The sequence below is a fragment of the Spirosoma sp. KUDC1026 genome (genome assembly GCF_013375035.1).
In the GTDB taxonomy this organism is placed as follows: Bacteria; Bacteroidota; Bacteroidia; order Cytophagales; family Spirosomataceae; genus Spirosoma.
The window spans coordinates 4,456,128-4,468,655 of sequence record NZ_CP056032.1 but is presented as its reverse complement, the minus strand read 5'-3'; the positions used below and the strand labels follow the sequence as shown (position 1 = coordinate 4,468,655).

The following is a 12,528-nucleotide window of genomic DNA, read 5'->3' as shown; positions in this document are numbered from 1 at the left end:
TCTGCTTCAGCTCAGCAGCGACCCGGCGCTCATCCGGCCGGCCTTAGACCTCCAGGCCAGACGCTGATTTCCGACCGAGTACAACCTTTACAGCATCGGTGCTGAGCATAAGTGTATTGTAGCGCCAATCAGTAAACGTCTTTCTACCGGCTTTACTCGACAGCTCCTCATGGAGCCTTACTTCAGCGGCTATTAGCTTTAAGTATTCGTTGAACTTGGTAAGCGGCCGAAGGGGTAACTTATCCCACCCACCGTATTTGTCGAAGATCTGGGTGACTTCATCGAAGATGGGTACGTGAATCTTAACATCAGTCTTGATCCGCTCTTTCATTACCCAATATTCGCCATCCAGGCCCTTCCGGAGCGCCGTTGAGTATTGCTTCACGAAATCTTTAAAATCGCCGTAATGTAAGCCTGTTCGGCAAAGAATGATAAATACGTCGGCCGTCTCCTGCACGTAGGAATACTTGAACCGATGCTTCCGGAGCTTATCAAATTGTTAATTGCTTAGGAAGATGGGATCATCCCATTGCGGCCCCTCGAATTTTAAGCCTTCGAGTGGATTTTTGTCTGCCATTTTTTTGAGTTTTGCCCAGATCAGGGCGTTCTTGATGGTCTGGGATTGTTTGATGATGTAGCTATCAGCATGCCCAGCCTGACGGGCGTTGACCTGAACTGTTTTCATCCAGCGCCGGAATTTTTTGATCCATTTGACATCAAAGTCTTCGATCAGCAGGTCAGTGGCGCGTTCGCTGATCAGGAAGTCGGTCAACTTTTTACGTACCCGATCATAGATGTTGACGGTTTCTTCGTCCAGATCCCGCTCCTGGTCTTCTCGGCAGTCCTTGATGTAAAGCGCGAAAGCAGACAGTAGGCTGACAGCGGCTGTCTGACCCAGGTAGACTCGTTTGATTTTTGCGGCCGTAATTTTCTCCTTCTTCCTAAACAGGTCATTGAAGGTGGCCCGGAGCTGGTTGCGCTGTATGTCAGCTGCTCGTTTTTGAAAAAGGATTCCGGATCGGCATCGGCTACCTTTCCGTTCACCCAGTGGTCGTGGTAGATCATAATGCCTGTCGACCCAATTTCCGCTCGCTCGCCAGCGACGGTGACTCGACAATAAATTTTAGACTTACCAGCAACATTACTCTTGTGTCTCCAGAAGGAGATTTCCATTGTGCGGATGTTCAGTTGCAAACTCGGGTTGGTGAGTCTGTACTGTCTTTAATCTCGTTTTAATGTTTGTGCAAATAGTGTGTATACACTAAACGGTGTTTTCTGGATATGAAAAAGGCGGATAATGGTGACAAACCGCCTTGCCACCCGTCATTGGGAAGGGGTATTTTTTAGGAGATAATAGAGAGAAAATACCCTAGCCGTTAAAAAAAAGCATAAAAAAAGCCCGAGACGGGCTACGTATCGGGCACTCCAAGTGACAATAAAGCTATTTAGCAGAGAGGAAGAGATTCGAACTCTCGATACGGTTACCCGTATACACACTTTCCAGGCGTGCTCCTTCAACCACTCGGACACCTCTCTGTTTGGGAGTGCAAATATGCACGTTTGTCCGCAGGATCGCAATAGACGAGCATCGAAAAAGACCTAGATCACCATTTCCCCACTAATGGGCTGGGCTAATTGCTGGCGTACCTGCTCCGTATCACCTTCACCTAACAAGACCATGAGTTTGGTAATGGCGGCTTCGGTCGTGATGTCGGCTCCGCTGATAACACCAATCTGCTCCAGCATCTTACTGGTCTGGTAGCGACCCTGGGTTACGCGGCCCCCTTCGCACTGCGATACGTTGAAGAGGATAATACCTTTGTCGATGGCTTTTTGAAGTGTGTTCAAAAACCAGCTATCTGTAGGGGCGTTACCTGCACCGTACGTTTCCAGCACGACCGCCCGCAGGCCGGGAATGTTGAGGATGGACTCAACAACGGGCTGCGTAATCCCCGGAAAGAGCTTTAAAATGGTAACGTTCGGGTCGAAAGAGGTGCGTAGGCGGAGGGTGTCGTCGGGCTGGTACGGCCGGATGAACGGGTGATTATAGGCAATGCTTACCCCCGCCGTCGCCAGGTCCGGGTAGTTTTCGGAAACAAAAGCGTTGAACTGTACGCTTTCCTGCTTGGTCGAGCGGTTGCCTCGTAGCAAGCGCGAATTGAAATACAGACATACCTCCGGCACCAGCGGGCGACCGTTTTCCTGAGCGGCCGCAATTTCCAGGGCGGTAATGAAATTCTCGCGGGCATCGGTACGCGCCATGCCAATGGGCAACTGAGCCCCCGTCAGAATAACCGGTTTGTTCAGGCCCATCAGCATGAAACTGAGCGCCGAGGCCGTGTACGACATGGTATCGGTGCCGTGCAGGATGACGAAGCTGTCGTACTGCTCGTAATGCGTCTGAATGAGCTGCGCCAGCTCCACCCAAACCGCCGGCGTCATGTTCGACGAATCGATGATGGTGGGCATCGTGAGCAGCGTAATGGCAAAATTGAGCCGCCCCAGTTCGGGCAGCCGCTCGGAAACGCGCTCAAAATCAAACGGAACTAACTGATCAGCCTGTTGGTCATAGACCATGCCAAACGTACCACCGGTGTAAATTACCAGCACCGACGGCTGATCCGGTCGGCTGACCAGAGTCGGATTTATGCGCACTACTTGATAAGACATGCGCAAAAATAGAACCGTTTTTTGGTGTCAACCAACGACGTGTACAACTAAGGAAGGAGGTTCGCGTACAGGGCTGGCAGCAACGAGAGGGCGTTGGCGGTCGTATGCCGCGCTACGTCATCGACGCTGATTTGCTTCAGATCTCCGATCCGCTGGGCAATCTGACGCAGGTAGGCCGGTTCGTTGCGTTTGCCGCGGTAGGGAACAGGAGCCAGGTACGGACTGTCTGTTTCGAGCACGAGATGGTCCAGTGATACGTGCGGCAGTACCTTGTCGAGACCGCCATTTTTAAACGTACTGACTCCGCCAATTCCCAGTTTGAAACCCAGGTCAATCGCTCGATTGGCCTCGTCCAGCGTTCCGACGAAACAGTGAAAAATGCCGGTCAGGCCCGGTAGCGCCAGCTTTTCAATCAGGTCGGCGGCTTCGGCAAAGGCGTTGCGGTCGTGGCCCGAACGGGTGTGCATCGAAACGGGAAGCTGCTGTTCGGCGGCCCAGCGCAGCTGGGTTTCAAAAGCGACAAACTGCTGATCGACGTAGGTCATGTCCCAGTAGAAATCCAGGCCGATTTCGCCTACCGCCATGAACGAATGGCGATTGAGGTAATCCTCAACGGTGGCCAGTTCATCTTCGAATGTATCGTTGACGTAGGCCGGGTGCAAGCCCATCATAGGCAGGCAGCGCTCGGGAAACTGATCGGCGAGTGCCATCAGGCCATCAATCGTTTCGCGGGCACAGTTAGGCATCCAGATCTGACTAACTTTTTGCGCCGTTGTCCGCTCGAACATAGCGTCGCGGTCGTCAGTAAACTGGTCGTCGTAAATGTGAGCGTGGGTATCAATAAACATAAACAAGCAAATTCTGTAAAAGCTCAGGCAAAGCGTCGACCCTTCCACTGGATCGGAATAGGTAGCAAATAGTACGCTACCGCCAGGGGACCAATCAAAAGCTGATAGATCTCAAAAAGCAACGCGTAGGGCCACAACTTAGTTTTTCTGACGCAACGCAGACCGTGCAAAATAATACAGGTTTGGCCCGCAAAACGAGCTAGGTAAAGCGTAATGGCCAGCCCCGGCGCTAACCAGCCCAGGAGCAGAAAAAGAGGTAGTAAAAGGTATTGGAGATACAGCGGAACGACCATCCAGCCGGGTAGCGCCGTAGCACCGCGCATCCAGCGCTTTCGTTGTTGCAGAAAAACGAGGAGGGTATCGACAGCTTTTGTGCTGGCCAGTACCTGTTCGTTGAGCAGGGAGCGAAAGCCGAAACCCTGCTTTGTAATCGCCTGAAACAGCGTGTAATCTTCAACGACCGAAAACGGCAGGGATTCGTAGCCGCCAACTGCTTCGTAGGCCGCCCGGCTAACGGCCATGTTGTTGCCCATCGCCGTAACGGGTATATTCAGGTTACTTAGCAGATTGACCAGCGTGAGATTATAGAGCCAGTCAATGCCCTGAAGCTTATGAAAAATAGCAGGGCCTATCGGCAACGTAGCGCCGGGCAACGTAATGCCGGGCAACGTAATGCCGGGCAACGTAATGCCGGTGACAACGCCTACGGTGCCGGCAAAAGCCTGGCTCATGTGCAGAAGCCAGGTGGTAGGGACCTGTGTATCGGCGTCGGTGAAAAAGAGAAGGTCGCCGGTGGCGTGTCTGGCTAACTGCGCCAGTACGTTCGCTTTGCCAGCCAGGCCCGCTACTGACTGGTCGATGGTGTACAGGCGAAACCGGGGCTTGTCGGCAATAAAGTGCGTAACGCGGTCGGCTGTCTGGTCGGTCGACTGGTCGTTCCCAATCAGGACTTCGACCAGATCGGCTGGATAATCGAGTTGATCAATCGCCTGCAGGCAGGCCAGAATCGTTGGGGCTTCGTTGCGGGCGGCTATCAGAATACTGACCGATGGTCTGAACTCAGAAACCGGCATAGGCAGGCTGGGGGATGGCACGGAACGAGTAACCCCGCTCGGCAAAATAGGCCAGCATCCGGGGCAGTACGTACCGCATGGTCGGCCAGGCTTTGATACTGTCGTGGAAGACAACAATCGACCCCGGCTCGGTGTACTGAATCGTTTTGCGCAGGCACATGTCCGGATCGAGCGTCTGGTCGAAATCTCCCGTCAGTACGTCCCACATCACAATGGAATGCGTTTCCATTACCTCGGCCACCTGCGTTTTGCGGATACGTCCGTAAGGCGGTCGGAACAGGGCTGTTTCAACGCCCAACTGCTGCTGGCACTGCTGGATATTGGCGAGATAGGCAGCGTCGTCCGTCTTCCAGCCGTTGAGGTGATTGTGGGTGTGATTGCCAACCATGTGACCTGCTTCCAGCACCTGATACAGAACATCCTGGTGCTTGCGTACATTGTCGCCGATGCAGAAAAAAGTAGCCTGGGCCGCGTATTTGTCTAGTTGTTCCAGCACGAAGGGGGTCACCTCCGGAATGGGCCCGTCATCGAACGTCAAGTAGATTGTTGGTTCAACAGCTTCCTCGATTTTCCACCAGAACTCGGGGTAGATCGTGCGTAGGACAAAATTGGATTTATGGAGAAAGAATGACACGGTCGTTGGGGCGAATCCCGCCAGAGTTGTCTGGTTAACGTTTCAGGTAAACTGTATTTCTAAGTTGGGTATAGGATAATAACGGGTTAACGTAACTGGCGGCCTTTCCACTGGTAGCCCTTTCCCTGGGCCGCCAGGCCAAAGAAAAGTACATAAAATGGATAAACCAACTGCGTCAGAGGAATGTACTTCACTGCCCACCGTTTTTGTAAAAAAACAAGAACCTGTCGTAAAAACAAAAACTCGGGCAGGAGTTTCAGTGCAATAACGAGACCAGCCATACTTCCGTTTAAAAAACCGAGCCACCAGCCCAGCAACGCCAGAATCGGGCTGGCGTTACACAGGAAAATGAACACCGCCAGCAGCGATGGTACGTAGCTGTCGTAGGCCCGCCATTTACTCGCCCAGCGTTTGCGCTGGTTGTAAAAAGCCCGCCAGGACTGGTGCGGTTCGGTACTCACAATCGCGGCTTCACTTTTCAGAAATCGAACCCCGTCCGGATACTGCCGGGCCACCTTGTGCATCAGGAACTCATCGTCGCCCGAAGCCAGGTGATCCACGCCCGCAAAACCGCCTACTTCGGTAAAGACCCGTTTTTCGTAGCAAAGGTTGGCACCGTTGCACATAGTGGGCTGCCCCAGTGCCAGCGTGCAGGCTCCCGAACCGATCAAACTGGAGAATTCTACCGTTTGTAAGGCGTCGAAAAAACTGGTTTCTAGTCGGTTAGGTCTCACCTGACCGGGTCTCGCCTGACCGGGGCCCGCTGAGAACGTAACCGGTCCGGAGATAAGTTTGGCTCCGCTTTCCTGATAAAAAGCTGCGAAACTTGCCAGCCAACCGGGGCCAACCCGGCAGTCACCATCGGTGGTGATGATTAATTCTCCCTGCGCCAGGGCAATGCTTTGACTGATGGCCCGCTTTTTGGGTGAGGCTGTCTGCTCGTTGGTAAGTGCCAGCAGCCGAAGCGGGAAATTGGCGGTAAGGGTATACTGCTCGACAACCGATCGGGTGTTATCGGTTGAGGAATCATCGGCCACGATAACGTCTAGTCGGGAGTACGTTTGCTGGCTCAGGTCGGCTAGCAACTGCCCGATAGTATTCTCTTCATTACGAACAGGAATGATAACGGTGATCAGGGGCCCATCCGATAGGTGAGCAGGTGGCCGGAGAGCCGGCATGCGCAGCCAGGTAATCCATAGCGTTGTAGTAAACAGGGCGTAGGCAAGACTGAGCAGCAGTAAAAAAAGGAACATACAGCGCGCAAATAAGGACGTAGCGTCCGAGCAGGCAACTACGCTGACTGCAGTTTTAGTTTCCAGACCCAGATCAGGCCGATCAGTACGGGTAGCAAAACGTTGACCAGCCAGAGCGTCAATGTCGTTGTCAGCAGCACCGATGCCGATATGCCAAAGGGCGTGAACACCCAGAGGGCCGCGGCCTCGCGAATCCCCAGATCGCTGAGCAGGTTGAAGGCAGGGGCAATGGTTTTGACCAGAAAGACCAGCCCGATACCCGCAGCCGCTACGTCGGGTGGTAACACAATACCGATGAGTCGCAGGGCCAGGTAAAACTGGAGCGAAAACGTGAGGTAACGTAATGCCGCAACACCCAGCGCCTGGGCAATCTCCCAATCGTCGTACTGCTGCGCCACAATCCAGTAGCTCGTAAACCGACGTAGTGCGGTGCGTCGTTCCAGCCAGTTCAGCAAGGGCCGCCGAACCAGTCCGAACCCAATACCCAGTCCGGACAAGAGCGCTAACAGGACTACCAACGTGATACCGGCTGGCGTGCTGCGTTCGGGCACCTGGGCCAGATGGAGCGGCCAGGCAATGGCTCCAAACACAATAGCGACATAAAACTGCATGCCCCCCGACACCAGCGAGGCCCCAACGGCCTCCGTACGATGCGCACGTAACGACAATACCCGACCAGCGGTGTCGCCCAGTTGGGCCGGTAGCGCAAACCCCAGCGATACCCCCGCCAGAACACCCTGATACGCCTGGATCAGGCTAACCGGCTGCACCCGACGCAGGAGAATCTGCCACTTCAGCGCTTCGAACCCCCAGTTGATCGGGGTGAGCAGGAGCAGTCCAGCCGCCCAGTACCCGGGGTGAGAAACCGTCCTGAGTTGACGGTGCACGGTGTCCCCGTCAAACGGCTGCTGCTGCAGGATGTGACCGATATACGCCACAAGTCCGGCGAAAACAACGATTTTTCCCCAGAAGAGGATTTTTTTAGAAGGTTTCAGCGCCAAAACGTACGAGAACGCGTTACTTTGCAAATAAGCTCAATTGCTAGACAATGATCATCAACGCTAAATCACCCCAAACGATACCCGCGAGTCGGCCCACGGAGAAGATTATTCTCGGCGTGGACCCCGGTACGCAGGTGGCCGGTTACGGCATTATCTCCGTGCAGGGTGGCGTCATGAAAATGATCCAGTATGGTGTTGTGCAACTGAGCAAATATACGACCTATCAACTGAAGCTGCAGAAACTCCACGAAACCATGCTGCGGCTTATTGAGGAGCACAAGCCCGACGAGATGGCCATTGAAGATCCATTCTTTGGCAAGAACGTGCAGTCCATGCTGAAGCTGGGTCGGGCGCAGGGGGTGGTGATGGCCGCGGCTCTGTCACGCGGTATTCCTATTGTTGAGTACGCCCCCCGCCGGGTCAAACAGTCGGTAACCGGCAACGGGAACGCGACAAAAGATCAGGTATCGCACATGGTTAGTCAGTTGCTCAAAGAAGACCTACAGCCGCAGTTTTTCGATGCTACTGATGCACTGGCTATTGCTGTTTGCCACCATTTCCACGAGAATGCCCTGCCAACGGTATCGAACAAGAAAACTAAGAAAGGAGCCTGGGGCGCTTTCGTCAGCGAAAACTCGGACCGGATTGCTTAAAAACGAAGCACCGATCTAAGTGACGCTGATCGTTTTCCTGATGATACACCTTCTTAGGTAGGGACAAGGCTAATGCGCCACCAGCGTTGAATGACGATGTGTATCTAGCATCGTTCTATCGGGTCGGTCGTGGTCTGCATCCGGTAAAAACTAATCTTCGGCAGTTTTTTTGGTGGCCCCAGTAAGCTATCTTCGTTGGTGGAGTTTGCTGGTACCGTGGGCGAGGAGAAAATACGTAAAATTATTCATATCGACATGGACGCCTTCTACGCGTCGGTCGAGCAACGGGACAACCCGGAACTGCGTGGAAAACCGCTGGCCGTTGGCGGCTCGCGGGAGCGGGGTGTTGTTGCAGCCGCCAGCTACGAAGCCCGGCAGTACGGCGTTCATTCAGCCATGTCGTCGATCGTGGCGGCCCGTAAATGTCCGGAACTGGTTTTTGTTAAGCCGCGCTTCGAGGTATACAAAGCCGTATCGAGCCAGATCCGGTCTATTTTCGACGAGTACACGCCGGATGTTGAGCCGCTATCGCTGGACGAAGCCTACCTGGATGTTACGGAGAACCGAAAAGCAATGTTGTCGGCGACGCAGATTGCGCAGGAAATTAAGGTTCGTATTCGGGAAGAAACCCAGCTGACGGCGTCGGCGGGTGTTTCCTACAACAAATTCCTGGCAAAACTGGCGTCTGATTATCGCAAACCCGATGGTCTGTATGTCATCAAGCCGCAGCAGGGACTGGCTTTTGTCGAACAGCTGGCCGTGGGGCAGTTTCACGGAATTGGTCGGGTAACGGCAGCCCGCATGAATCAACTGGGCATTTTTACCGGTCTGGATTTACGCCAGCAGTCGGAATCCTTTCTGATCCAGCAGTTCGGTAAGGTGGGGAGCCACTATCATTCCATTGCCCACGCCATCGATAACCGGCCCGTTACCGCCAATCGACTGCGGAAATCGGCGGGGTCGGAGAGTACGTTTGACCGGGATTTATCCGAGTTTGATGCCCTATCTGAGCGAATCCCCGCGATGGTCGACAGCGTCTGGCGGCACTGCGAACGAGCCCGCGTCTGGGGGCGAACCGTAACCCTGAAGGTGAAATACAGTGACTTCCAGCAAATAACCCGTAGTCGGACGCTGCTCCAGCCCGTATCGGAAAAGGCATTGCTGGAACGACTTGCGCTGGAGTTATTACAAAGCCTTTTTCCGCTGCCCAAAAGTGTGCGGCTGTTGGGCGTGTCGGTGTCCAGCCTTGAACCACAAATGGCCCAGATGAGTGGTCAGTTAGCCCTGCGTTTCTGAGTATGTTTTATCAGGATAATCGACTGCCGCCGGCCATGGCCTGCTGTCTCATCAGCCGGTCGATTACGGTAGCGCGATAGGTCTGCGTCACAAACTCCGGCGTGAAGGAATGTCGGGGAATGGTCAGCTCGAACTGAGGAATTGCAAATGTCTGGTTCAGCAGGGGTGTCAGACGAACGGCCAGCTGACGGCCACCTTTCCGGCAGTTTACATCAGCAACGAAAGGAAGCTTCATTACCGTCAGCACCGTTTTGGCCAGGTCAAAATCAAAGTTGAACATAAAAGAGGAAGGTATCTCTAAACAAGCAGTACACAATGAATTGCAGCAAAATAGCTGCCAGGAATCTGCTTTCTTGACTGCTGTTTTATTTTGTGACTAGCTATTTTTTGTCTGGTCACCCCCTGGAATTTGGCGATTAACGCTCCCGAAAAGACAGTTGCTGTGAAAGGGTAACTTGAGGTAACAAGCTATCTGATATATATACTAAGCGGTAGGCAGTGTTGATAGGACAGACGTATCGGTAACCTTGAGTTTATAAAAAAGCTCTACATATGAAGAGAAATTTTTTTGAAAAATTGCTAAAGGACTCTGCCCCAGCATTCTCTACCGGGCGGCCACAAAGGCATTGGCGCTCCAGGATGAAGGGTTTGGTCATCAGCAGGTACTACGTTAATCTATTAGCCGTGATCTGCCTGGGCGCAGGTAAAAAGTTGTAGCCTGCTGTGTGATGATCAGACTACCGTACTACTAGCAAAGGCGCTCTGCAACTCTGTACTTATTCAATTTATCTAAACTGACAAATGCTTTAGCTACTATATTTAATTAACCTGAAAAAATACTACTACCACAGTAAAGTTTAAATTATTCGTATTATAATTTAAATTATTTAATACCTCCCATTTAACTACTTGAGTTTTTGATTTTAAAGCTCCACACATCGGAAAAATACCTCCTTTATTCGTCATAAAATTTCCTGATTAAAATCAAGTTAATTTGAAGAGTTCTATTTTTTCTAATTAAAAGCAAAGTATCATCTTTTCTTGTACCAATCAGAACTACGAATTAATCAATTATAGAGCAGGGCTATATATAAATAGGAAATATAGATAAAAGTCATGCCCCCTGATGATGTATATTTGCATAATAAAAGAGGTAACCTATTCTCAATAATACAACCAAATAAAGAGATGAGCTTAGTTGGAAAACAGTTCCCGGATATTACGGTAGACGCTATGGATCACATGGGCGATGATATGAAAATCAACGTCCTGAAAGAGGCTACAATGAAAGGTAAAAAAGTTGTACTGTTCTGGTATCCAAAAGATTTTACGTTCGTTTGTCCAACCGAATTGCACGCATTTCAGGAGGCCCTGCCCGAGTTTGAGTCTCGTAATACAATTGTTATTGGTGCTTCGTGCGACACCAACGAAGTTCACTTTGCCTGGTTGAACACGGCGAAAGACAATGGCGGTATCGAGGGCGTTACGTATCCAATTCTGGCCGATACGACCCGCAACCTGTCGAACGTACTAGGTATCCTGGACGTTCAGAAAGCGGTTTACAACGAAGAATATGATTCGATGATGCTGGAAGGCTCAAACGTAACGTACCGGGCTACTTACCTGGTTGACGAAGACGGTAAAATCTTCCATGAGAGCGTTAACGACATGCCGCTGGGCCGCAATGTGAAGGAGTATCTGCGCCTGATCGATGCGTATGCACACGTACAGAAGTTCGGTGAAGTTTGTCCGGCTAACTGGGAAGAGGGTAAAGATGCGATGAACGCTACCCGCGATGGCGTAGCCAGCTATTTGTCTGCTAATTAATTTAACCGACAACAAACATGGTACAGGAATTAGATCAAGATAATCTGCTCGATATCGTTGGAACGAACGATGTTGTTCTGGTACAATATTCCGCTTCGTGGTGCGGAAACTGCCGGATCATGAAGCCAAAATTTAAAAAACTGGCCTCTGAAACCGAAGGTGTTCAGTTTATTATTGCCGATGCAGAAAATTTCCCAGAGTCGCGGAAATTAGCGAACGTAACGAACCTGCCAACGTTTGCCGCTTTTAAAAACGGTAAACTGGTCAATCAGGTGCAGACAAATAAAATGGAAGCCTTATCCTCGTTGCTCAATGAAGTTGCCAGTAATTAAGCATTTAGTTCAGTTTATTGAGACGAACGACGAAGATTTTGTGCTTGAAACAATTGAAACGCTGGAAAATCTCACTGAATTGCCGACGTTGAAAGACGAAGAGTTAGACGTTATTGGTGAATTGATTTCCAATATGTACGGTGCCATTGAAGTAAATAAACTAATCCGGGAAGGCGCGAGTCAGAAGGATGCGTTGAATACATTCATGAAACGCGTTGTTGGGTCGATCGACAAAGAATAACTACGTCTTAATTCATAGTTTATAGCGGATGATTTTTTTAAATTATCCGCTATTTTTTTGCTGTTTCGCGAAGAAAAGATGGACAAGGATTGTCCCAGCCAGTAAGCTATTCTGATACGTTCAGTCTAGCTTACCAGAAGGCACAGTACCTCATAGACAATTGGTAACTAGACAATTACTTAAGCCGGGAGTCGAATCCGTGCGGTTCGATGCTGAGCAGTTTGAGCGTAGTGTGCTCGGGATGTAGTGGGTTGAGCAGGTAATTAAATTCGGCGGGGGAGTGGACGGATGGTACGCGCATCATCCAGAACTGACGCTCACTTAGCCATCGCTCGGTTATATCGGCTAGTTCTTCCAGGTAAGGAATCTTTTGCCAGTCGGAGGGTAAACTGTCGGTGTCAACGGCCGTAATACTGGCTGTCTCCGGAACCTCGACCGTTACCAAAGATTGATTCGCAGGAATTACCCGTGAGTTTGCCAGAACCTCAAGTTTTGCCAGTGATATATATTCGGCTACGTATAAAATTCGGGTGCCTTCCCGATGCCAACGACCAGGTCCGAATAGCCCTCCTGTTCCAGTAAGATCGCTGGCGTATTTCGTTGCCGTAATGCGATATAATTTCATAGAGGTGAAAATAGATTGACCTGATCTTTAGAGCGTGTTGGGGAATTGAGAAAGCTTGAGAGTCGTGTCAACTTT

Annotated in this window: 15 protein-coding genes and 1 tRNA gene; 5 read left to right on the top strand and 11 right to left on the bottom strand. The window is 51.3% G+C overall.

The genetic code is table 11. The annotated features are described in order from the left end of the window. Positions 1–43: 43 nt before the first annotated feature. The 9 genes from HU175_RS18720 to HU175_RS18680 all read right to left on the bottom strand — a co-directional run bounded on the left by HU175_RS18720 (position 44) and on the right by HU175_RS18680 (position 7,479). Entirely contained in the window at positions 44–457 is a 414-nt protein-coding gene (locus HU175_RS18720) for a hypothetical protein (RefSeq protein ID WP_176568028.1), read from the bottom strand. 42 nt (positions 458–499) lie between these two features. Further along, entirely contained in the window at positions 500–1,117 is a 618-nt protein-coding gene (locus HU175_RS18715) for a phage integrase SAM-like domain-containing protein (RefSeq protein WP_176568027.1), read from the bottom strand. 332 nt (positions 1,118–1,449) lie between these two features. Beyond that, a tRNA-Ser gene (locus HU175_RS18710) sits at positions 1,450–1,536 on the bottom strand. Between the two features lie 63 nt (positions 1,537–1,599). Further along, positions 1,600–2,670 carry an asparaginase gene (locus tag HU175_RS18705; RefSeq protein ID WP_176568026.1) on the bottom strand — a complete coding sequence of 357 codons (1,071 nt, stop codon included), beginning with the start codon at positions 2,668–2,670 and terminating at the stop codon, positions 1,600–1,602. Between the two features lie 47 nt (positions 2,671–2,717). Beyond that, entirely contained in the window at positions 2,718–3,518 is an 801-nt protein-coding gene (locus HU175_RS18700) for a TatD family hydrolase (RefSeq protein ID WP_176568025.1), read from the bottom strand. 23 nt (positions 3,519–3,541) lie between these two features. Then, on the bottom strand, positions 3,542–4,591 hold the full coding sequence (locus HU175_RS18695; protein WP_176568024.1) for a glycosyltransferase: 1,050 nt from the start codon (positions 4,589–4,591) through the stop codon (positions 3,542–3,544). Continuing rightward, positions 4,578–5,225 carry a polysaccharide deacetylase family protein gene (locus HU175_RS18690; RefSeq protein WP_176568023.1) on the bottom strand — a complete coding sequence of 216 codons (648 nt, stop codon included), beginning with the start codon at positions 5,223–5,225 and terminating at the stop codon, positions 4,578–4,580. Before HU175_RS18690 ends, HU175_RS18695 begins: the two co-directional genes overlap by 14 nt. A gap of 86 nt (positions 5,226–5,311) precedes the next feature. Beyond that, positions 5,312–6,478: a glycosyltransferase gene (locus tag HU175_RS18685; protein WP_176568022.1), complete on the bottom strand. Its 1,167-nt coding sequence runs from the start codon at positions 6,476–6,478 to the stop codon at positions 5,312–5,314. A 38-nt stretch (positions 6,479–6,516) separates the two neighbouring features. Further along, complete coding sequence (locus tag HU175_RS18680; RefSeq protein WP_176568021.1) at positions 6,517–7,479, bottom strand: lysylphosphatidylglycerol synthase transmembrane domain-containing protein; 963 nt, start codon at positions 7,477–7,479, stop codon at positions 6,517–6,519. A 47-nt stretch (positions 7,480–7,526) separates the two neighbouring features. On the opposite strand from HU175_RS18680, the gene ruvC reads away from it, so the two are divergent. Both ruvC and dinB read left to right on the top strand, forming a co-directional pair. Next, on the top strand, positions 7,527–8,132 hold the full coding sequence (gene ruvC / locus HU175_RS18675) for a crossover junction endodeoxyribonuclease RuvC (protein WP_176568020.1): 606 nt from the start codon (positions 7,527–7,529) through the stop codon (positions 8,130–8,132). Between the two features lie 198 nt (positions 8,133–8,330). Next, entirely contained in the window at positions 8,331–9,428 is a 1,098-nt protein-coding gene (gene dinB / locus HU175_RS18670) for a DNA polymerase IV (RefSeq protein WP_255433045.1), read from the top strand. A 10-nt stretch (positions 9,429–9,438) separates the two neighbouring features. On the opposite strand, the gene HU175_RS18665 is transcribed toward dinB, so the two are convergent. Next, positions 9,439–9,708 carry a hypothetical protein gene (locus tag HU175_RS18665; RefSeq protein WP_176568019.1) on the bottom strand — a complete coding sequence of 90 codons (270 nt, stop codon included), beginning with the start codon at positions 9,706–9,708 and terminating at the stop codon, positions 9,439–9,441. Positions 9,709–10,616: 908 nt separating this feature from the next. On the opposite strand from HU175_RS18665, the gene HU175_RS18660 reads away from it, so the two are divergent. From HU175_RS18660 to HU175_RS18650, 3 genes are read left to right on the top strand one after another with little or no spacing between them, the layout of a single operon-like run. Further along, on the top strand, positions 10,617–11,255 hold the full coding sequence (locus HU175_RS18660; RefSeq protein WP_176568018.1) for a peroxiredoxin: 639 nt from the start codon (positions 10,617–10,619) through the stop codon (positions 11,253–11,255). 17 nt (positions 11,256–11,272) lie between these two features. Continuing rightward, on the top strand, positions 11,273–11,587 hold the full coding sequence (locus HU175_RS18655) for a thioredoxin family protein (RefSeq protein ID WP_176568017.1): 315 nt from the start codon (positions 11,273–11,275) through the stop codon (positions 11,585–11,587). Beyond that, on the top strand, positions 11,568–11,828 hold the full coding sequence (locus tag HU175_RS18650) for a DUF6952 family protein (protein WP_176568016.1): 261 nt from the start codon (positions 11,568–11,570) through the stop codon (positions 11,826–11,828). Before HU175_RS18655 ends, HU175_RS18650 begins: the two co-directional genes overlap by 20 nt. A gap of 175 nt (positions 11,829–12,003) precedes the next feature. Here the strand turns inward: HU175_RS18650 and HU175_RS18645 are convergent, their stop codons facing one another. After that, on the bottom strand, positions 12,004–12,453 hold the full coding sequence (locus tag HU175_RS18645; RefSeq protein ID WP_176568015.1) for an RES family NAD+ phosphorylase: 450 nt from the start codon (positions 12,451–12,453) through the stop codon (positions 12,004–12,006). Positions 12,454–12,528 lie beyond the last annotated feature (75 nt).

Coding starts and splice junctions, on each gene's coding strand:
- HU175_RS18700 (WP_176568025.1), bottom strand. CDS start 3,518: ATGTTTATTGATACCCACGCTCACATTTACGACGACCAGTTTACTGAC.
- HU175_RS18665 (WP_176568019.1), bottom strand. CDS start 9,708: ATGTTCAACTTTGATTTTGACCTGGCCAAAACGGTGCTGACGGTAATG.
- HU175_RS18695 (WP_176568024.1), bottom strand. CDS start 4,591: ATGCCGGTTTCTGAGTTCAGACCATCGGTCAGTATTCTGATAGCCGCC.
- HU175_RS18660 (WP_176568018.1), top strand. CDS start 10,617: ATGAGCTTAGTTGGAAAACAGTTCCCGGATATTACGGTAGACGCTATG.
- HU175_RS18705 (WP_176568026.1), bottom strand. CDS start 2,670: ATGTCTTATCAAGTAGTGCGCATAAATCCGACTCTGGTCAGCCGACCG.
- HU175_RS18645 (WP_176568015.1), bottom strand. CDS start 12,453: ATGAAATTATATCGCATTACGGCAACGAAATACGCCAGCGATCTTACT.
- HU175_RS18655 (WP_176568017.1), top strand. CDS start 11,273: ATGGTACAGGAATTAGATCAAGATAATCTGCTCGATATCGTTGGAACG.
- ruvC (WP_176568020.1), top strand. CDS start 7,527: ATGATCATCAACGCTAAATCACCCCAAACGATACCCGCGAGTCGGCCC.
- HU175_RS18650 (WP_176568016.1), top strand. CDS start 11,568: ATGAAGTTGCCAGTAATTAAGCATTTAGTTCAGTTTATTGAGACGAAC.
- HU175_RS18685 (WP_176568022.1), bottom strand. CDS start 6,478: ATGTTCCTTTTTTTACTGCTGCTCAGTCTTGCCTACGCCCTGTTTACT.